Genomic DNA, 18,779 nt, shown 5'->3' with positions numbered 1-18,779 from the left:
GCCCCATGGCCTCACGTCACAGCGTGATGCGGAACCGCGCGAAGCCGTTCTCGCCCTCGCCGGCGGGCTCGATCGTCACCGCCTTCACGTCCGCGACGAGGTCGCGGGCCTTCGGGCCGGTGTCGAACAGCACCGTCGCGCCGGAGACGGGCGCGAAGCGCCAGTTGGCGTCCGCGCGCGGGTCGATCGTGCCCTGCTCGACGATGTAGCGCACCAGCACGTCGCGGTTGGTGTCCGGCCCGACGAAGACGACCTTGTCCTCGGTCACGCCGGGGAAATTGCCGCCGCCGCCCGCGCGGTAATTGTTCGTCGCGACGACGAAGCGCTCCGCCGGGTCCACCGGCCGGCCCTCGAAGGACAGGTTCACGATGCGCGAGGCGTCCGGGTTCGCGAGCTCGCCCTTCGAGTCGTACCTCGCCGGCCGGGTGAGGTCGATCTCGTAGGTCACGCCGTCGATGACGTCGAAATTGTAGCTCGGGAAGTCGGGATTGATCAGCGCCTGGTCGGCCGCGCCCGGCTCGACCCGGTTGAACATGCCCGCCGACATCTCGAGCCATTCCTTCACCGTCGCCCCGTCGACGACCATCGCGCGCACGGTGTTCGGGTAGAGGTAGAGGTCGGCGACGTTCTTGATCGCCACCGGCCCCACCGGCACGTCCGTGTAGTACTCGGGCCCGCCGCGGCCGCCGGCCTTGAATGGCGCGGCGGCGGAGAGGATGGGCAGGCCCTCCCACTCGGTGCCCTGCATCATCTGCGCGATGTACCAGGTCTGCGCCTGGCTCACGACCTGCACCGACGGATCGTCGGCGACGAGCGCGAAATAGGAATGCAGCGGCGCCGCCGTCTCGCCCACCGGGCGGCGGACATAGGCGAGCGTCGCCTCGTGCTCGGCCTGCACGGCCGCGAGCACGTCGGCCTCGTCCGCGACGAGCGCGGTGATCGAGCGATCCTCGTTGCGCTTGGAGATCGGGCGCGCCTCGGAGGTGGAGGCGGCGATGCGCCAGCCGTCCGCCGTGCGCTCGAGCAGCAGGTCGAGGACGCCCAGATGCGAGCCCCAGAAGCCGCCCATGGCGGCCGGCTTGCCGCGCAGGAGGCCCTTCTCGGCGTCGACGCCGGCCATGTCCGCGAAGGCGTCGCCCGGGAAGACGAGGTGCTGGTGGCCGAGCACGAGGGCGTCGATGCCCTCGATGCCGGCGAGCAGCATCGCGGCGTTCTCCGCGCCCTCGCCGGCGGCGGGGTCGATGCCGGAATGCGAGAGGGCGATGACGATCTGCGCGCCCTCCTCGCGCATCTGCGGCACGAAGGCCTTGGCGGCGGCGGCGATGTCGCGGGCGGAGACGTTGCCCTCGAGGTGGCGCTTGTCCCAGTTCATGATCTGCGGCGGCACGAAGCCGATGAGGCCGATCCTGATCGGGTGCTCGGCGCCGGCGCCGTCGCGGACCATGCGATCGAGGATCACGTAGGGCTTCACGTAGGTGCGGTCGTAGCGGGCGTTGGCGGCGAGCGCGCCGGTGGCGACGTTCGCGCAGACCACGGGGAAGTTCGCGCCGGCGAGCGTCTTCTCCAGGAAGGACAGGCCGTAGTTGAACTCGTGGTTGCCGAGCGTGCCGGCGTCGTAGCCGAGCACGTTCATCGCCGCGACGATCGGATGGAGGTCGCCGTCCTTCATGCCGCGCTCGTAGGCGATGAAGTCGCCCATCGGGTTGCCCTGCAGGAAGTCGCCGTTGTCGACGAGGAGCGCGTTGTTCGCCTCGGCGCGGATGGCGCGGATATGCGCCGCCGTGCGCGACAGGCCGAGCGTGTCGACGGGCTTGTCGGCGTAGTAGTCGTAGGGGAAGACGTGAACGTGGAGGTCCGTCGTCTCCATGATGCGCAGATGCGCCGTGTTCGCCTGGGCCAGCGCCGAGAACGGATGCAGCGCGACGAGGGCGCCGCCGGCCGCGGCGCCGGCGAGGAAGCCGCGGCGGGTGAGGATCGGGGTGGTTCGGGTCATGAGCTGTCGTCTCCGGGGTCGCGTCTTCGCGCGCGACCGCTGATCGGCAGCGATGCGCCGGAAACGTGACCGGGGGAAGACGATACGCCCGATTTCCACAGGGCCAAAAAGGCGAATTTCGCACCTCGTCCGCACCCGGAGCCCCAAAAAAATTGGGCCGTCCCGAAGGACGGCCCGCCTCTGACTGTTTTCGTTCGGAACCCCGATGAACCGGGGGGCTGGGGGGCTGACGTGTCCGGTAGACCGGGGCCCGAACCAGCGAGGCATGATCATTGATCGCAGCCCATCGGGGCGGCGTTCGGGCGCGAAAACGGCGAAACTGTGGTTTTCGCGATTTCTCGCGATTTTCGCGCCTAATCTTTGATCCTCGTCATTGCGGAGGGCCATAAAGCGGTATTTCTCGCCATTCATGAACGTCGAGACCCCTCCCCCGCTCGTCTTCAGGACGTCGAAGCTCGCCAAGGTCTACCGGACCGGCGAGGTCGAGGTGCATGCGCTGCGCGGCGTCGACTTCGAGGCCCGCGCCGGCGAGTTCGTCGTGCTGCTCGGCCCGTCGGGCTCGGGCAAGTCGACCTTCCTCAACATCATCGGCGGCCTCGACCGGCCGAGCTCCGGCGACGCCTGGTTCCAGGACCACGATCTCGCCCGCTCGAGCGACGCGGAGCTCACCGTCTACCGCCGCGACCACGTCGGCTTCGTCTTCCAGTTCTACAATCTCGTGCCGAGCCTCTCGGCGCGCGAGAACGTCCGCCTCGTCACCGAGATCGCGAGGAACCCGATGCGCCCGGAGGAGGCGCTCGACATCGTCGGGCTCGGCGACCGGATGGACCATTTTCCGGCCCAGCTCTCGGGGGGCGAGCAGCAGCGCGTCGCCATCGCCCGCGCCATCGCCAAGCGCCCGGAGGTGCTGCTCTGCGACGAGCCCACCGGCGCGCTCGATTCCAAGACCGGCGTGAAGGTGCTCGAGGCGCTCATGCGCGTCAACGAGGCCTTCGGCGCGACGACGCTCGTCATCACCCACAATGCCGGCATCGCCGCCATCGCCCATCGGGTGGTGCGCTTCGCCGACGGGCGCATCCACGCCGTCGAGGAGAATGCCGGCCGTCTGCGGCCCGAAGAGATCACGTGGTGAGGTGATGGGCGCTCTCGATCGCAAGCTCCTGCGCGACCTGGTGCGGCTCTGGCCGCAGGCGCTCGCCATCGCGCTCGTCATGGCGGCGGGGGTCGCGACGCTGATCCTGGGGGTGGGCGCCCACGCCTCGCTGTTCGAGACCCGCGCCGCCTATTACGAGCGCAACCGCTTCTCCGACGTCTTCGCCGGCGTCACCCGTGCGCCCGAGCGCGTCGCCGCCGAGATCGCGGCGATCGACGGTGTCGGCGCGGTCGAGACCCGCGTCGGCAAGATCGCGCTCCTCGACATCGCCGGCATGCCGGAGCCGGCCTCCGCCATCTTCGTCTCGCTGCCCGATTACGGCCCGCAGGCCCTCGACTTGATCACGCTGCGCTCCGGGCGCACGCCGCTGCCGGGCGCCACGCGGGAGGTCGTCGTCTCCGAGCCCTTCGCCGAGGCCCACGGCTACGGGATCGGCTCGAGCTTCGAGGCGATCCTCAACGGCGTGAAGCGCGAGCTCGTGATCGTCGGCACCGCGCTCTCGCCGGAATTCGTCTACGCGCTCGGCCCCTGGGACCTGATGCCCGACGACCGGCGCTTCGGCGTCGTGTGGATGTCGCGCTCCGCCCTCGCCGCCGCCTACGACCTCGAGGGCGCCTTCTCGGACCTGCGGGTGCGGCTCCTGCGCGGGGCCTCGGAGAGCGCCGTCGTCGAGGAGATCGACCGCGTCCTCGCCCCCTACGGCGGCGAGGGCGCGCACGGGCGCAAGGACCAGCTCTCCCACGCCTTCCTCGACGCCGAGCTGACCCAGCTCCAGGCCATGAGCCGCATCCTGCCGCCGATCTTCCTGGTCGTCGCGGCCTTCCTCGTCAACATGACGCTGGCGCGGCTGATCACACTCGAGCGCGAGCAGATCGGGCTCCTGAAGGCGCTCGGCTATTCCAACCTCGCCGTGGGGATGCACTATCTGAAATTCGTCGCCGCCATCGCGCTGATCGGCGCAGCGCTCGGCGCCGGCGCCGGCACCTGGCTCGGCGCCTCGCTGACGCGGCTCTACGGCGAGTTCTTCTCCTTTCCCTTCCTGATCTTCCGCATGGACCCCGCGGTCTACCTCGTCGCCGTCGGCATCACGCTCGCCGCCGCGGTCGTCGGGGCGCTGAAGGCGGTCTGGGGCGTCGTCACCCTCGCGCCCGCCGTCGCCATGACCCCGCCCGCGCCGGCGCGCTACCGGCGCACGCTGCTCGATCGCCTGCACGGGCTGATGCGCCTGCCGCAATCGGGCGTGATCACCATGCGCCACCTCGTGCGCTATCCCGGGCGCTCGCTCGGCGGCCTCTTCGGCGTCTCCCTCGCCACCGCGATCCTGGTCGGCTCGCTGTGGTCCTTCGGCTCGATCGAGTACATGATCGACGTCACCTTCCACCGCGCCGACAGGCAGGACGCCACCATCACCTTCGTCGGCGAGCGCGAGGCCACCGCCGCCTACGAGATCGCGCGCCTGCCCGGCGTGATGGCGGCCGAGCCCTACCGCACCGTGCCGGTGAAGATCCGCCACGGCCACGTCGAGCGGCGCGTCGCCATCACCGGCAAGCCGCAGGACCCGGACCTCTCGAGCGTCCTCGACAGCGATCTCGACCCCGTGCGCATGCCCGAGACCGGCCTCGCCCTCTCCGACCAGCTCGCCGCCATCCTCGGCGCGGAAACAGGGGACGTGGTCGAGGTCGAGCTGATGGCGGGCGATCGCCGCACGGTGACGATGCCCGTCGCCATGGTGGTCGAGGGCTATCTCGGGCTGATGGCCTATGCCGACATGGGCGTCGTCAACCGCCTGATGCGCGAGGGCGCCCTCGTCTCGGGGGTGCATCTCTCCCTCGACGAGACGCGATCCGAGGCCCTTTTCGCCGAGCTGAAGGCGATCCCGGCCGCGAGCTTCGTCGCGCTCCAGCGCGTGTCGCTGGCCAAGTTCCGCGAGACGCTGGCGGAGAACCTCCTGATGATGGCCTCCGTCTACGTCTCCCTCGCGGCCATCATCGCCTTCGGGGTCGTCTACAATTTCGCGCGCATCTCGCTCTCCGAGCAGGGCCGCGAGCTCGCCTCCCTGCGCGTGCTCGGCTTCACCAAGGCCGAGATCTCCTGGATCCTGCTCTCCGAGCTCGCGATCCTCGTGCTGCTGGCCCAGCCCGTCGGCTGGCTGATCGGCTACGGCTTCGCGGTGGCCATGGCAACGGGTTTCGAGAGCGAGCTCTACCGCGTGCCCCTCGTCGTCAACCGCGAGGTCTACGCCTACGCGAGCCTCGTCGTCATCGGCGCCGCCCTCGTCTCGGGGCTGATCGTGCGCCGGCGCATCGACCGCCTCGACCTCATCGCCGTCCTGAAAACCCGAGAATGACGCCATGAAGCGCCTCGTCATCGCGATCGCGATCCTCGCCCTCGTCGCCGCGACCGCCTGGGCCCTGTGGCCCCGGCCGATCCCCGCCGACCTCGCGATCATCGCCGCCGGTCCGATGTCCGTCACGGTCGAGGACGAGGGCGTGACGCGCATCGAGGACGTCTACACGATCTCCGCGCCCATCGGCGGCACGCTGCAGCGCTCGCCCCGGCACGTGGGGGACGTGGTCGTGGCCGACGAGACGCTGCTCGCCGTCATCGAGCCGATGGCGCCGGGCTTCCTCGACATCCGCTCCCAGCGCGTGGCCGAGGCCGCCGTCGAGGCGGCCGCCTCCGCCGTGGCGCTGGCGGAGGCGCAGGTGAGCCAGGCCGCCGCCGAGCTCGAGTTCGCCGAGAGCGATCTCGAGCGCGCCATGGAGCTCTCCCGCCGCGAGGCGATCTCCGCGCGCGAGCTCGACCGCACCCGCCTCGCGGTTCGCACGGCGGAGAGCGCGCTCGCCTCGGCGCAAGCGACCCGCGACGTACGGGTGCGCGAGCTCGAGAGCGCGCGGGCGAACCTGATCCAGCCCGGCAGCGAATCCGAACCGTCCGCGTCCTGCTGCGTCCAGGTGCGCTCGCCGGTCGACGGCCGGGTGCTCGACGTGGTGGTCGAGAGCGAGCAGGTGGTCCAGCCCGGCGCGCCCCTCGTCGAGGTGGGCGACCCCTCGCGGCTGGAGGTCGTGGTCGACCTCCTCTCCCGCGAGGCGGTGCGGGTCGAGCCGGGCGCTCCGGCGGTGATCGACGATTGGGGCGGGGAGAAGCCGCTCCAGGCCCGGGTCGTGCGGGTGGAGCCCACGGCCTTCACCGAGGTCTCCGCGCTCGGCATCGAGGAGCAGCGCGTGCGCGTGATCATCGCCCTCCTCGATCCGACGGCCGCGAACGGCAAGCTCGGCCACCGCTACCGGGTCGTGGCCCGCATCGTGGTCTGGCAGGAGGAGGACGTGGTGCAGGTCCCCCTCGGCGCGCTCTTCCGCGAAGGCGAAGACTGGGCCGTCTTCGTCGTCGAGGACGGCGTCGCGCAGGTGCGGGTGGTCGCGCTCGGCGAGCGCACGATGCGCAGCGCGCAGGTACTCTCGGGCCTCGAGCCGGGCGAGACCGTCATCCTCCACGCGAGCGACCGCATCGCACCGGGCGGGGCGGTGGTGGCGCGGGAGGAGATCTAGGAGGCTGTCCAGCTAATTCGTTCTGCGACGCGAGTGCGTTTCGTTCGCGGGACGCGTTCGCCCCGTCTCATCCGGCCGGCCTCGGTCGGTTGTGAGCGGCGACGAGCTTCGCGATGTTGTGAGCGGTGCAGACGAGCGCCCATTCGGCCCTGACGGCGCCGAGGCCGCGCAAGAGGAGCTGGCGCATCCCGCGATCCTGCTTGATCTGCCCGAAGACGGGCTCGACGACCTGCTTGCGCAGCCTGTAGCGGCTGCGCCGCCCGGCGCGGGCGAGCGTCTCGGCCATGGCCCGGGTCAGGGGTGATTTCGAGAGGCGCCGCTCGGTCGCCGGGACCCCGGTGGCGTGCTTGGCGCGGCCGACGGCGACGTAGGCGCGGATGCGGCGCGCCTTCAGGGCGCCGAGGTTCGCCTCCGAGCAGAAGCCGGCGTCCGCCGAGATCTCGCGGGGCTTGGCTCCGAGATTGCGGCGCACGGCGTCCACCAGGGGGACGAGGGCGTCGACGTCGCCCGGATTGCTCTGGAGGCGGTGGGCGACGATCACCTGGTGGGCGGCGTCGACGGCGATCTGGGCGTTGTAGCCCTGGATGAAGCCGTCGCGGGTCGGCTGGATGCGGCTGTCGGGGTCGGTGAAGTTGCGCTGCGCCTTGTCCGGCGGGCCGCCGTCGGGCGCGCGCTTGGGCCGCCCGCGATCCTGCATGCCGCTGGAGGGACCGGGGCCGTCCTCGTCCTCGCCGCCCGCCGGCGCCGCCGCCTCGGCCTCCAGCGCGGCCTTGGCCGCCCGGATCCGCTCCAGCCGGCGCAGCTTGTCCGCCGCCCAGTCCGGCATCTCGTCCCCGCGCCGCTCGCCGTGCGCGGCATCCTCCTCGCGGTCCGCCGTCTCGGCCCGGTCGAGCCAGCCCGCCACCGCATCGGCCAGCGCCGGCTCCGCGCTCTTCATGCGGCCATAGCTCATCGCCTTGTGCCGCGAGGCGTTCGCCTTGATCTTCGTGCCGTCCAGAGCGACGTGCCCGAGCTGCACCAGTCCCGCCGCCCGGCACAGGCGCAGCACCTGCTCGAACAGGCGCCCCAGCGCCTTGAGATGGCGCTTGCGGAAGTCCGCGATCGTGCGGAAGTCCGGCCGCTGCAGGCCCGTCACCGCCATGAAGTCGACCCGCTCCTCGCAGGCTCGCGCCAGCTGGCGCGAGGAGTAGACCCCGCGGCTGTAGCCGTACAGCAGAAGCGCCACCATCATCGCCGGATGATACGGCGGATAGCCTCGCAGCTCGATGTAGGCGCTCAGGATATCCCGCAGATCCAGCCCCTCACGCACCGTCTCGCGCACGAAGTGCGCCGCGTGCCCAGGCGGGACGAAGTCGTGAATGGACGGCGGCAGAAGCCAGCTCTGCTCGACATCCCAGGGGCGAAACGTCTTGCTCGTGCTCATGAAACAAGAGAATCACGACCGGATTCCCACGTCCAGAAAATTACTCGGACAGCCTCCTAGCCCTAGAGCAGATCGCTTCCTGATGGAATCGCGCGGGGGATTCCCTTCGAGGCCAGTTCGTGATTCACGGTAGAGGCTGGCGGAGGAGGCCAGCCGCCATGACGAAGCCCCTCTCGATGGATCTGAGGCAGCGCGTCCTCGCTGCGGTCGATGCCGGCATGAGCCGCCGGGCCGCGGCGGACCGCTTCGGGATCGCGCCGTCCGCGGCGGTGAAGTGGTTCAACCTTCGGCGCGAGACGGGCTCGGTCGCGCCGCGGGCGCAAGGCGGCGACACGCGGTCCGGGCGGATCGAGGCGCTCGGCCCGGTCATCCTCGCGATGGTGGAGGAGGCGCCGGATCTCACCCTCGTCGAGATCGCCGAGCGGCTCGAGCGCGAGCACGGCGAGCGCTTCGCGCCCTCGACGGTGCACCGCTTCTTCGGCCGCCACGGCCTGACGTTCAAAAAAAGTCCGGCCACGCCAGCGAGCAGGACCGCGCCGACGTCGCCGCGGCCCGCGAGGCCTGGTTCGAGGAGCAGCCCGAGCTCGACCCGCAGCGGCTGATCTTCATCGACGAGACCTGGCTCAACACCAAGATGGCGCGGTTGCGGGGCCGCGCCCCCGAAGGCGAGCGCCTGCGCGCCGGCATCCCTCACGGCCATTGGCGCACCACGACCTTCGTGGCCGGGCTCAGGATCGGCGGGATCGACGCGCCGATGCTGATCGACGGCGCGATCAACGCGGCGAGCTTCCTCGCCTACGTCCAGCAGGTCCTGGTTCCGACGCTGAGCCCCGGCGACGTGGTGATCATGGACAACCTCGCCAGCCACAAGACCCCCGCCGTGCGCGAGGCCATCGAGGCGGCCGGAGCCGAGCTGCGCTTCCTGCCGCCCTACAGCCCGGACTTCAACCCCATCGAGAACGCCTTCGCCAAGCTGAAGGCCCTGCTCAGGAAGGTCGCCGCCCGGACGCGCGACGCCCTCTGGAGCGCCGTCGCCGACGCCATCGAAGCCTTCCCGCCAGAGGAATGCGCGAACTTCTTCACCGCAGCAGGATATGAACCCGAGTGGTGAGAATCTGCTCTAGCGCGAGCGCGACGGCGTTCCCCTCTCCGGGTGGCTGATCCATTTACCCGGGGCTTGAATCCCTTTGGCGCTGGTGCGAGCGGCTCGGCCGCTCGTCCTTCTCCCTTGCGGCTCGGCCGCTCGTCCTTCTCCCTTGTGGAGAAGGTGCCCCCGCAGGGGGCGGATGTGGGTCGCGATGCAGCGCGAGTGGTCTCGGGACGAGCTCGACGGTGCCGGTTCGCGCGGCATCCACGTCGAGACGGTTCTGCACGACCCACACCCCCGACCCCTCGCCACAAGGGCGAGGGGAGTCCGTCGGCGTTCTATCCTTCATGTCGCGACCGTCCCGTAAAGCGCGTCCGCCGCGGCACGTGCTCATGCGGACGGGGCGCTGGGAGAGAGGGGAGTCGCCGCGCCTCGTAGACCGCCCCGTCCCACAGCGAGTACGGCCGCGCTCCGAGCCGCGCGACGACGAGCCCCTCTCCCTCCGCGCGGCGGGCGAACTCCACCGCGTCGGCCTCGGCGTCGCCGCGATAGGAATAGTTCGCGACGACGAGCGCGCCGCCGGGGGCGAGCGCCCGGGCGGCGTCGCGCCAATGCGCCGTGACGGCGTCCGCGCCGGCGAGAACGACGTAGGGAAAGCTGTCGACGAACAGCACGAGATCGGCGCTCTCCGGCGCGAGTGCGTCGAGGGCGACGCCGGAGGTCGGCGCGAAGGCGACGTTCGGCAGGTGCGCGCAGCGCGCCCGCGCCCGCGCCAGCATGCCCTCGGAGACGTCGAGGCCGGTCACTCTCGCGCAGAGCGGGGCGAGCGCCTCCTCGAAGCGCCCGGCGCCGCAGCCGACCTCGACCACCCGCGCCGTCTCCCCGACGAGCCCCCGGGCGACGAGATCGGCCACGACCTCGCCGGTCGCCTCCGCCAGCGCGGCCTCGTCGCCGAGAGAATGGAGCGCGACGCCGACCTCCGGCGCCTCGCGGGCGATGGCGTCGTAGACCCGCGCCCAGGCGGCGGCGGTCTCGGGCCCGCGCCCCTCCGGCTGATGGTCGTGCAGCGCGAGGCCGAAGGCGCGGCGCACGGCGTCCCAGGCGCCGGCATTGGCCCGCCAGAGCGCCTGGAGCGTGAGGATGCGGCCCCGCTCGGCGCGCGTGGCCGCGCCCGCGGCGGCGTCCGCGAGGGCGGCGTCGAGGCTCTCCGCATCCGGCGCCTCGACCATCAGATGCGCGAGCGCCACCCGCGGCGGCGTCTCGCCGCGGCGCGCGGCGTCGAGGATCGCGTCGAAGCGGCTCATGACGCGTAATGAGCAAGTCAAGCAGCTTTTCGATCGGGATCGAAGGCTTCGCGGCGCTGAAGCATGGTCCAGATCACGGTGACGCGGCGCCTTGCGAGTGCGATGAGGGCCTGGGTGTGGTGCTTTCCTTCGCGTCGCTTGCGGTCGTAGAAGGCCTTGGAGAGAGGGTCTTTGGTCGTGACGGCGCAGAAGGCGCTCTGGTAAAAGACGCGCTTGAGGGCCTTGTCGCCGCCGTAGGCGCGCCGCCAGCCTGCGCGCTTTCCGGACTGGCGCTGGACGGGCGCGAGACCGGCAGCGGAAGCCAGCGCGTCGGCCGACCCGAAGCGCCGGATGTCGCCGACGCAAGCGATGAACTCTGCCGCGAGGACCGCCCCCATCCCCGGCAGCGAACGGATGAGGGCGCCGTCAGGGTGGTCGGCGAGCAAGCCTTCGAGATCGCGCTCGATCCGGACGATCCTGGCGCGCGCCTCGAGTGCCTCGTTTGCAAGCTCGCGGATCAGTTCGGCCGTAGGCGCCTCGCCCGGCACGACGATCTTCTGCGCCCGGGCGGCCTCCAGCGCGCGATCGACGAGGGCGTCCGTCCCGTGCAGGTGCGGCGTCCTCTTCAGATGCGCGAGCAGGCGGGGTTTTCCGGCGCGTCGGATCTCGGACGGCGTGACGTAGCGCGTGAGCAGGGCCAGCGGCCCCTTGCAGGTGAGGTCCAGCGTCCGTTCGAGGCCGGGGTGGATGCCGCACAGAAGTCCACGCAGGCGGGAGATGCGCCGCGTCTGATCCTGGATCAGCTCGCGCCGGCGACCGACCTTCAGCCGGAGCGCGACGAGCGTGTCGTCGTCCGGCAGGATCGGGCGCAGATCGCGGGTGCGCACCAGGTCCGCGATGGTGCGCGCATCCCGCGGGTCGGACTTGCGTTCGCCCCCCGAGAAGCCCTGGCCGGCGCGGTTCACCGCGATGCCGGGCGTGTGCACGAGGGCAAAGCCCTCGGCCAGCAGGACCGCTTCGAGGAAGCGGGCGAAGGAGCCCACGACGTCGAGCCCGATCACCACCTCTCGCCCGAGCGCGCGAAGCTCCCCGACCAGCGCGTCGATCGCGTCCGGGTCGTTCTCGACCGCGCGGTCGAGAACGACCCGGCCCTCGCCGTCGACCGCCACCGCCCAATGCGTGCCCTTCGCGGCATCGATGCCGACGCATATCCTCATCGTTCACCCCCCCTTCCGACCCCGGAACGCAGGCCTCGTCTCGCCGGCATCGCCTTACAAAGCCATCGAGGGCATCGCGTAATCAGCGGTCGATCAGAGGCGGCGATGCGGGCGGCCAAGCCTCCCGAGCCATCGAGGACAGCCGGCATGACAGCCATACCCGCATCGCCTGCGCCACAGCAGCTTCTCACTACCGACAGCGCTAGGAAAAGGGGTAAGGCGGCCTCCTCCCGGCCGCCGTCCCGGCGAAGCGTGAGGCGCGCGTTCCAGCGGTCCCGCGCGCCGAAGGCGTACTTGTAGGGCTCCCGCCCGCGCAGGAGATCGTAGTCGCGCGCGCCCTCCGCCGCCGCCCGCCGGATCGCGTGCTCCATCGCGAGCGCGCCGGGGCTCGCCTGCGCGAAGGCGATGTCGAAGCCGCCGAGATAGGCGTAGGCGCGGCCCGCGGCCTGAAGCCCGTAATACGCGGCGGCGTCGCGCCCGCCGATGCGAACGGCGTAGAGCCGCGCGATCCCGGCGACGGCGAGCGCCGCAATCGCGTCGGCATGGAAGGCGCGGGCGGCCTCGTCGGCGAGGACGCCGTCCCCGCCGCGCGCGCGCCAGCGGGTCTCGTGCAGCGCGACGAGGTTGGAGAAGAAGCCGGCGGGGTCGTCTCCCATGTCCACGATCGCGAGCCCGCCCGCCTCCTCCGCCAGCCGATGCGCCCGGCGCAGCTTGCGTCGGCGCTCGCGCGGCACGCAGGCGAGCGTCTCGGCGTCGTCCGGAGCGAGCGGGACGACGGGGCAGGCGCTCGCGGGCTCCTCCTCCCAGGCGAAGCCCGCCGGCGCGGGCAGGCGGCGTACGGCGGCGCCGGGCGGCGTCTCCTCGCAGACGAGCGTGCGCCAGCCCGGGATCGCCGCGAGGCCCGCCGCCAGAGCCGCACCCGCCGCCTCGGCGCGATCCGGCGCGAGGAGCACGTCGAGCTGGTCGCCGAGCGAGATCCCGAGCGGGAGCAGCCGCGCGCTCTCCTCCTCGCGCCAGAACGGCGCGAGCCCGACGAGCCGCGCGCCCTCGAACACCGCGACGCTCGCGAGGGGCCCCGGCCGGAAATGCCGCCGCCAAGGGATCAGGAAGGCGGGCGCCTGGAACGGCGTCGCCTCCGGAGACGCGCGCCAGAGCTCCCACCAGGCCGGCGCCAGCGCCTCGAGCGCGGCGTCGTCGGCGACGAGGCGGGTGTGGAGGTCGCCACCGCCGTCATCCCCGGCCGGAGCCGGCGAAGCCGGCGCAGGGGAAGGGGACCCAGCGCGAGATGTCGCGCCGCAGGCGCGTCCGTCGCCGCCGGCGAGGCGGCTGGTCGCCGCCAACGGTCGCGGCTTCGCCGCGAGATTTTCGTGCTGGGTCCCCTTGTATCTTCGTCGGCGACCTTGAGCGCTGCTAAGCTTGGGGTTGCGACGGGGTCGGTAGCAGCCGACCCCGTCGCGGGCGGGACGCGCTCGTGAGTCCCCTCTGGCCGACAACCGTGGGAAGCCTGGGACGCCCGCCCTGTCGCACGCGACCGCACAGTCGCTTGGTCTCCAACGATCGCATGCGCAAGGAAGGCTACCGTGACGACACCGATTTGTGGAGTGGACATCGGCATGGAGCGGCTCGACGCCGCCCTGTCCGGACAGGAGAACGCGAGGAAGCACCTCGTCGTCGAACGAACGCCCGAAGGCGTCGCACGTCTCGCGGAATGGTGCCGCGCGCACCGCGTCCGCCTCGTCGTGCTGGAGGCCACCGGCGGGTACGAGCGCCTCGTCCACCGCCTGCTCTGGGCGGAAGGGCTGCCTTGCGCCATCGCCAACCCCCGCCAGGTCCGCCACTTCGCCGAGGCCATCGGCAAGCTCGAGAAGACCGATCGCATCGACGCCGGCGTCATCGCCGACTTTGGGGCGACGGGAAAGCTGCGCCCCAAGGCGCCGGACGACGCGGCGCAGGCCCGCCTCGGCGAGCTCGTCACGCGTCGACGCCAGCTCGTGCGCGACAAGGTCGCCTGCCAGAACCGCGCACGCCTGGTCGAGGACGAGGCCGTGCGCGCCTCCATCGAGCGCCAGATCGACTTCCTGCGCGAGGAGGTCGCTTTGTTCGATCGCGAGATCGCCGAGCAGACCCGCACCGCCCCGCTCGCCAGCGCACTGCTCGACGCCTTCTGCGAGATCAAGGGCGTCTCGACCGCCAGCGCCGCCCTCGTCCTCGCCGACCTGCCCGAGATCGGGCTCCTCACCGGCAAGCAGGCCGCCAAGCTCACGGGAACGGCTCCTCTCGCCAAGGACAGCGCCACCATCGCCGGCAAACGCTCCACCCGTGGCGGCCGCGCCAGCGTCCGATCCGGCCTGTACCCGATCGTCACCGTTCTCGTCCGCCACAACCCCGACTTCGCCGCCAAGCACGCCGCCCTCAAGGCCAAGGGAAAAGCGCCAAAATCCATCCGCATCGCTCTCCTGCGCAAGCTCGTCGTCCGCCTCAACGCCATCGCCAGAGACGTTCGAAAAGCCCTTGCCGAAAGCCAGCACAATGCCGTAGCCGCTTGACAGACAAGACAGTCGCTTCCCCTCCGCGCCTGACGGCGCTCCGGCCGGGGATGACACGGAAGCGACCGCGTCCTGCGATCCGCCCGCCATCGCCTCGTAGAGCGCGAGATACCCCTCCACCATCGCCGCCTCCGAGAACCGCGCCCGCGCGACCGCGCGGCAGGTCTCGCGGCGGATCGCGCCCGCATGCGCCATCGCCTCGGCCATCTCCGCCTCGTCGGACACGAGAAACCCCGTGCGGCCGTGCTCCACGACGTCCGCCAGCGCCCCATTCGGATAGGCGATCACCGGCGTGCCGCAGGCGAGCGCCTCCATGGCGACGAGCGAGGCGGTCTCGGCGACGAGGCTCGGCACGAGCAGGCAATCCGCCGCCGCGAGGAGCCGGCGCTTGCGGGCGAAGCCGACGGGCCCGAGGAAGCGGCGGCGCCCGTCGAGGAGCGGCGCGACCGTCTCGCGAAAATACGCCTCGTGCGCGGCGTAGCGGAACACCTGCCCGCCGATCAGCAGGCTCCGCCCCGCTTCGTGCGCGGCGCGCAGGGCGTGATCGACGCCCTTCTCCTCGCAGATCCGCCCGAGCATCAGCGCGAAGCCGCGCTTGGTCTGGCGCGTCGTGAACAGCGCCTCCGGCACGCCGTTGCCGATCGGCTCCGAGAGGCGCGCGCCGACGGGCTTCGTCGCGTGCTGGGCGGCGCTCACCGCATGCAGCGTGAGCCCGGTCCGCGGCGCGAAGAGCGCGGGCGGGTACCAGTCGAGCGGCAGATGCAGCGTGACCAGGGTGGCGCCGTCGTCCGGCAGGTAGGCGGCGCAGTCGATCCCGTGGAGATGGACCACGTCCACCCGCTCCCGGCTCCGCATGGCGGCGATAGCCGCGCGCACCCGCGCCTGCGCCGCGACCCGGGCGGCGTCGTCGATCGGGCCGGGCGTCTCGGGGATCGCGATCAGCGCGCCTGCGACCGTGGAGCCCTCCGCAGCGACCACCAGCGAGCGATGTCCCGCGGCCACGAGCGCCCGGTCGAGCGTCGAGAGCACCTGCTCCGCGCCGCCCACCGCATCGGGACCGACGCGGGCGTGAGGATAGGCGACGGAGAGCACCGTCAGGGGCATGATCAGAGCTTTCGCGGCAGGTCGAATTCCACCCGGGCGGCGGCGACCCGCGCGAGCCAGGTCTCGCCGTCTAGCCCCCAGGGGTGGACCTCGTAGTGCAGCGCGCCCTCGTTCGGCAAAACGTCCGTGTCGACGGGCGCGGCCGGTCGCAGGCGCTCGACCTCCGGCGCGAAGGGCGCGAGCACCGCGGCCTGGGTCCCGTGCGCGGCGATCATCCGGCGCTTGAGCGCGAGCTGCGTCTCGTCGAGCGCCAGCGTCGCCGCCTCGGAGGCTTCCTCGTCGCCGAAATGCTGGAGCACCCGCATCTTCTCGCGCATCCGGTAGAGCGGGGCCTCCACGATCTCCGGCGCCTGCGCGCCGCCGCGCATCGCCAGCAGCCGCGCGGCGCGCACCGCGAAAGCGACCGCGTCGTGATCCGGATGGCCGCCCTCGAGCGCGTGGGTGACGACGATTTCCGGCGCGCGCGCGGCGAACAGGGCGGCGAGCACGGGACAGAGGTCGCCGACCCGATGCGCCGCGCTCTGATCGGCGAAGCCGAGATGCCCGATCCGGTCCTCGCCCACGCCCGCGAGCGCCACGGCCGCCGCCTGCTCGCGCCGGCGCGCTTCGGCATAGGCCTCGCGCGTGGGAAAGCCGTGGGCGCGCGCGTCCGTCATGTCCTCGGGGGCGCCGTCGGTGACCGTGACGATCTCCAGCCGGGCCAGGCGCGGCATCTGCGCGCCGAGCATGATGGTCTCGTCGTCGGGATGCGCGACGACGAGCATGACGGACGTCTCGACGATCGCGTCGGGCGAGGCCGCGAGCGCTTCGAGAAAGGCGCGCGCGCCATCACCGCTCGGCGCGTCCGCACGCCCGGCCATCACGCCGCTCCCGCCGCAGTCGCGAGCGTGCGGGCGTCCGCCACGCCCGTGCGCGCCGCGTAGCGCTCGATCATCAGCCGGCAGAAATCGGCGAAGTCCTCCTTGCGCTGCGGCGGGCTCGTGTGGTGGGGCGCGATCCCCATGTGCTCCGGGGTGAAGCAGAACGTCACGGTGACGTCGAACTCGGCGAGGGCGTCCATCATGCGGTCGAACCAGGCCTCGGCGTTGGGCCGGTACCAGTCCGCCCAGGACAGGCCGGTGCGCAAGTGGCGCACGCCGAGCCGGCGCATCCAGGCGACGGCGTCGTCGAGCCGGTGGTCCTCGAAATGGAACCACTGGCACAGGCCGAGATCGGGCGTGTGCTCGGCGAAGACCTCGAGCGAGGGCTTGGGCGTGCCGTCCTCGCGGATGAGGCCGAGGTAGAAATGCCGGTAGTAGGACGAGCCTTCCGCCTCGCGGTGGCGCGTGGTCGCCTCCCAGGACTTGGGCAGGTCGAAGAGCGAGTACCACAAGACGCGCGGCGCCTGGCCCTTGAGCAGCGCCGCCGTGCGCGCGAGGCCCCAGGCCTGGACCTCCTCGGCCCCGAAGGTCGAGACGCCCACCTCGCTCACCCAGACCGGCAGGTGCGTCAGCGCCCGGATCTCGGCGACCTTCTCCGGCCAGTCGTGCAGCGACCAGTGGTTCCAGTCGAGCGGGAAGCCGTGCACGGCGATGGCCTCGACGTGGTCGAGCACGCCGCGCATCTGCATATTGCGCACGAAATTGGCGTCGATGGGCGACATGCCGCCGAGCACGCGCGGGATCGCGGGATTCACGTCGTGGATGGCCTGCGCCCCCGCGATCGCGGTCTCGGCGAAGAGCCGGAAGTCGGGATCGAGCTCGAGGTCCCAATGCGACTTGTTGTTCGGCTCGTTCCAGAGCATCGCGGCTTCGATCATGCGGCCCGTCCCTTCTTCTCTCTCGTGCTGATGGCCTGTGCCGGCGCGCGCGCCGGATAGACCGGCTCGGCGCCCTCGGCGCGCTGGACGCGCCGGCAGAGGAAGACCTCCTTCTCGGGCTGCGCGAACGGCCGGAAGCCGGCCGAGCGCAGCATGGCCTGCGTGCAGGCGCTGTTGGGCGCCCACCAGTTCGTCGGGTCGCCGGAATAGCTCTTCTCGATGAAGTGCAGCTTCGGCCAGCCCGGCTCGTCGAAGGCCTGCGTGTCGAAGAAGTCCATGTCGTCCGGCGGCGTCACGACCTCGGTCGAGCCGCGCTGCATCGACTGGAAGACGAGCACGTCGTCGGCGACGTGCTCCCACAGGAGGTCGAGCGCGAGCAGCGGATGGCGCAGGTGGTAGGCGACGCCCATGAACAGCACGATGTCGAAGCGCTCGCCCAGCGCCCCGACGTCGTAGACGCTCATCTCGTGGAACGCGCTGTCGTGCCCGAGCACCTCGGCGGCGAAGCGCGCCTGCTCCAGGTAGAACGGCTCGGAATCGATGCCGACCACGCGCCCCGCCCCGCGCCGCTTCATCTCGGCGCAGTAGAAGCCCGAATTGCAGCCGATATCGAGGACGGAGCGGCCGGCGAGGTCGTCCGGCAACGCGTGGCGGAAGCGCCGCCACATGATGCCGGGGAAATCGCCGAGGAAGTGGTTCGGCGCGGTCCAGACCCCGTCGAGATAGAGGTTGTGGAACCAGGGGCCGAGAGCCTCCACGCGCTCGGCGACGGCGTCGTGCGACAAGCGGGTCAAGCGGGTCCTCCCTGGCTGTGGACGGGGCTCGCGCGGCCGAGCACGGCGAACGGCCGCCCGCCCGGCGCCCCGCGCATCGCGGGCGCGGGCCCCGCGCCGTCCGGGGCCGCGCGCTCGGCCAGCATGGCGATGGCCGCACGCCAGCCCTCGAAGGTGCCGACGTCGACATACGCCTCGCCGGCGCGCACGCTCGTCGCGGCGCCGCCCTCGGCGATCCAGGCGTTCACCAGCGTGCCGATGAACTCGTCCCGGCAGTCCCGGCGACGCCAGAGCGCCTCGAGGTCGCGCAGGATGCGCCCGTTCATCTTGAACGCGCCCCAGATCCAATACGTCGAGGCCCGCGGGCTCTTCACCTCGATGGCGAGGACCCGGCCGGTCTCGTCGGTCGCCACCGCGTCGAAGGCGCCGGGATTCGCGACGGGAAACAGCAGGAAGGACAGCACCCCGTCCGGCAGCGCCGCGAATCCGTCCTCGGGCAGCCAGATCGTGTCGGGGAGGCCCACCAGCACCGGCTCGTCGTCGGCGACGAGAGGCACGGCGCGGAAGATCGCGTCGCACAGGCCCTTCGGCTCGGGCTGGACGGCGTAGGCGAGGAAGGCCTCGCCGTAGAAGCCGCCGAAATATTCCATGATGTCGGACTTGCCCGGCGAGACGACGAAGCAGATCTTGTCGGCCCCCGCGCCGATCATGCGCTCGCAGAGATATTCCCCCACCGCGCAGGGCCGCTCGACCCCGCCCTCGCGGCGCGAGCCGACGGGGAGGAGCTCCTTCGAGAAGGCGAGCGGCTGGATGCGGCTCCCCTGCCCCGCCGCCGGAATGACGCCCCACATGGC

13 protein-coding genes and 2 pseudogenes are annotated in these 18,779 nt (G+C 71.6%); 5 read left to right on the top strand and 10 right to left on the bottom strand.

The genetic code is table 11. The features are described 5' to 3' along the window. Nucleotides 1-16 precede the first annotated feature (16 nt). Nucleotides 17-1,993, bottom strand: coding sequence for a bifunctional 2',3'-cyclic-nucleotide 2'-phosphodiesterase/3'-nucleotidase (locus tag ABL310_RS05490; protein ID WP_349370689.1), 1,977 nt, complete (start codon nucleotides 1,991-1,993; stop codon nucleotides 17-19). 409 nt (nucleotides 1,994-2,402) lie between these two features. On the opposite strand from ABL310_RS05490, the gene ABL310_RS05485 reads away from it, so the two are divergent. Genes ABL310_RS05485 through ABL310_RS05475 form a run of 3 tightly spaced genes read left to right on the top strand, consistent with a single transcriptional unit; the run spans nucleotide 2,403 to nucleotide 6,694 of the window. Beyond that, nucleotides 2,403-3,125 (top strand): ABC transporter ATP-binding protein, encoded by a 723-nt coding sequence (locus ABL310_RS05485; RefSeq protein WP_349370688.1) that lies wholly within the window; start codon nucleotides 2,403-2,405, stop codon nucleotides 3,123-3,125. 4 nt (nucleotides 3,126-3,129) lie between these two features. After that, nucleotides 3,130-5,493, top strand: a complete 2,364-nt coding sequence (locus ABL310_RS05480) for an FtsX-like permease family protein (RefSeq protein ID WP_349370687.1) — start codon at nucleotides 3,130-3,132, stop codon at nucleotides 5,491-5,493. Between the two features lie 4 nt (nucleotides 5,494-5,497). Next, nucleotides 5,498-6,694 carry an HlyD family efflux transporter periplasmic adaptor subunit gene (locus ABL310_RS05475; RefSeq protein WP_349370686.1) on the top strand — a complete coding sequence of 399 codons (1,197 nt, stop codon included), beginning with the start codon at nucleotides 5,498-5,500 and terminating at the stop codon, nucleotides 6,692-6,694. A 67-nt stretch (nucleotides 6,695-6,761) separates the two neighbouring features. On the opposite strand, the gene ABL310_RS05470 is transcribed toward ABL310_RS05475, so the two are convergent. Further along, nucleotides 6,762-8,117, bottom strand: coding sequence for an IS1182 family transposase (locus tag ABL310_RS05470; protein WP_349368221.1), 1,356 nt, complete (start codon nucleotides 8,115-8,117; stop codon nucleotides 6,762-6,764). A 158-nt stretch (nucleotides 8,118-8,275) separates the two neighbouring features. Here ABL310_RS05470 and ABL310_RS05465 point away from each other — a divergent pair. After that, nucleotides 8,276-9,228, top strand: a protein-coding gene (locus ABL310_RS05465; RefSeq protein WP_349368028.1) for an IS630 family transposase whose coding sequence is annotated in 2 segments (ribosomal slippage) — nucleotides 8,276-8,618 and nucleotides 8,618-9,228 — 954 coding nt in all. Because the reading frame shifts where the segments join, the coding sequence is not laid out codon by codon here. A gap of 314 nt (nucleotides 9,229-9,542) precedes the next feature. On the opposite strand, the gene ABL310_RS05460 is transcribed toward ABL310_RS05465, so the two are convergent. The 3 genes and pseudogenes from ABL310_RS05460 to ABL310_RS05450 all read right to left on the bottom strand — a co-directional run. Continuing rightward, the gene (locus tag ABL310_RS05460) at nucleotides 9,543-10,508 is read right to left on the bottom strand and encodes a class I SAM-dependent methyltransferase (protein ID WP_349370685.1); all 966 of its coding nucleotides are present in this window, start codon (nucleotides 10,506-10,508) and stop codon (nucleotides 9,543-9,545) included. A gap of 17 nt (nucleotides 10,509-10,525) precedes the next feature. Next, nucleotides 10,526-11,704: an IS110 family transposase gene (locus tag ABL310_RS05455; RefSeq protein WP_349370684.1), complete on the bottom strand. Its 1,179-nt coding sequence runs from the start codon at nucleotides 11,702-11,704 to the stop codon at nucleotides 10,526-10,528. Further along, nucleotides 11,701-12,417, bottom strand: a pseudogene (locus ABL310_RS05450) (GNAT family N-acetyltransferase); the annotation flags it as partial. The gene ABL310_RS05455 and the pseudogene ABL310_RS05450, both read right to left, overlap by 4 nt. 900 nt (nucleotides 12,418-13,317) lie before the next feature. On the opposite strand from ABL310_RS05450, the gene ABL310_RS05445 reads away from it, so the two are divergent. Continuing rightward, nucleotides 13,318-14,250 (top strand): transposase, encoded by a 933-nt coding sequence (locus tag ABL310_RS05445; RefSeq protein WP_374730396.1) that lies wholly within the window; start codon nucleotides 13,318-13,320, stop codon nucleotides 14,248-14,250. A 150-nt stretch (nucleotides 14,251-14,400) separates the two neighbouring features. On the opposite strand, the pseudogene ABL310_RS05440 reads toward ABL310_RS05445, so the two are convergent. From ABL310_RS05440 to ABL310_RS05420, 5 genes and pseudogenes are all read right to left on the bottom strand, one after another. Further along, nucleotides 14,401-15,105 (bottom strand): annotated as a pseudogene (locus ABL310_RS05440) (glycosyltransferase); the annotation flags it as partial. A 251-nt stretch (nucleotides 15,106-15,356) separates the two neighbouring features. Then, a complete protein-coding gene (locus tag ABL310_RS05435) occupies nucleotides 15,357-16,214 on the bottom strand; it encodes a PIG-L family deacetylase (RefSeq protein ID WP_349370683.1) in 858 nt (285 codons plus the stop codon). Then, complete coding sequence (locus ABL310_RS05430; RefSeq protein WP_349370682.1) at nucleotides 16,214-17,152, bottom strand: beta-xylosidase; 939 nt, start codon at nucleotides 17,150-17,152, stop codon at nucleotides 16,214-16,216. Before ABL310_RS05430 ends, ABL310_RS05435 begins: the two co-directional genes overlap by 1 nt. Beyond that, complete coding sequence (locus ABL310_RS05425) at nucleotides 17,149-17,946, bottom strand: TIGR04290 family methyltransferase (protein WP_349370681.1); 798 nt, start codon at nucleotides 17,944-17,946, stop codon at nucleotides 17,149-17,151. Before ABL310_RS05425 ends, ABL310_RS05430 begins: the two co-directional genes overlap by 4 nt. Beyond that, entirely contained in the window at nucleotides 17,943-18,776 is an 834-nt protein-coding gene (locus tag ABL310_RS05420) for a nucleotidyltransferase family protein (protein WP_349370680.1), read from the bottom strand. The genes ABL310_RS05425 and ABL310_RS05420 overlap by 4 nt, the downstream gene beginning before the upstream one ends. Nucleotides 18,777-18,779: the final 3 nt, after the last annotated feature.

Source organism: Salinarimonas sp. (assembly GCF_040111675.1).
In the GTDB taxonomy this organism is placed as follows: Bacteria; Pseudomonadota; Alphaproteobacteria; order Rhizobiales; family Beijerinckiaceae; genus Salinarimonas.
The sequence above is the reverse complement of the archived record's forward strand: the minus strand, read 5'-3'. Positions and strand labels throughout refer to the sequence as shown.

Bases quoted from the DNA above. Each gene is read 5' to 3' on its own strand.
- ABL310_RS05420 (WP_349370680.1), bottom strand. From the start codon at position 18,776: ATGTGGGGCGTCATTCCGGCGGCGGGGCAGGGGAGCCGCATCCAGCCG.
- ABL310_RS05485 (WP_349370688.1), top strand. From the start codon at position 2,403: ATGAACGTCGAGACCCCTCCCCCGCTCGTCTTCAGGACGTCGAAGCTC.
- ABL310_RS05480 (WP_349370687.1), top strand. From the start codon at position 3,130: ATGGGCGCTCTCGATCGCAAGCTCCTGCGCGACCTGGTGCGGCTCTGG.
- ABL310_RS05460 (WP_349370685.1), bottom strand. From the start codon at position 10,508: ATGAGCCGCTTCGACGCGATCCTCGACGCCGCGCGCCGCGGCGAGACG.
- ABL310_RS05455 (WP_349370684.1), bottom strand. From the start codon at position 11,704: ATGAGGATATGCGTCGGCATCGATGCCGCGAAGGGCACGCATTGGGCG.
- ABL310_RS05475 (WP_349370686.1), top strand. From the start codon at position 5,498: ATGAAGCGCCTCGTCATCGCGATCGCGATCCTCGCCCTCGTCGCCGCG.
- ABL310_RS05430 (WP_349370682.1), bottom strand. From the start codon at position 17,152: ATGATCGAAGCCGCGATGCTCTGGAACGAGCCGAACAACAAGTCGCAT.
- ABL310_RS05435 (WP_349370683.1), bottom strand. From the start codon at position 16,214: ATGGCCGGGCGTGCGGACGCGCCGAGCGGTGATGGCGCGCGCGCCTTT.
- ABL310_RS05445 (WP_374730396.1), top strand. From the start codon at position 13,318: ATGGAGCGGCTCGACGCCGCCCTGTCCGGACAGGAGAACGCGAGGAAG.
- ABL310_RS05470 (WP_349368221.1), bottom strand. From the start codon at position 8,117: ATGAGCACGAGCAAGACGTTTCGCCCCTGGGATGTCGAGCAGAGCTGG.
- ABL310_RS05490 (WP_349370689.1), bottom strand. From the start codon at position 1,993: ATGACCCGAACCACCCCGATCCTCACCCGCCGCGGCTTCCTCGCCGGC.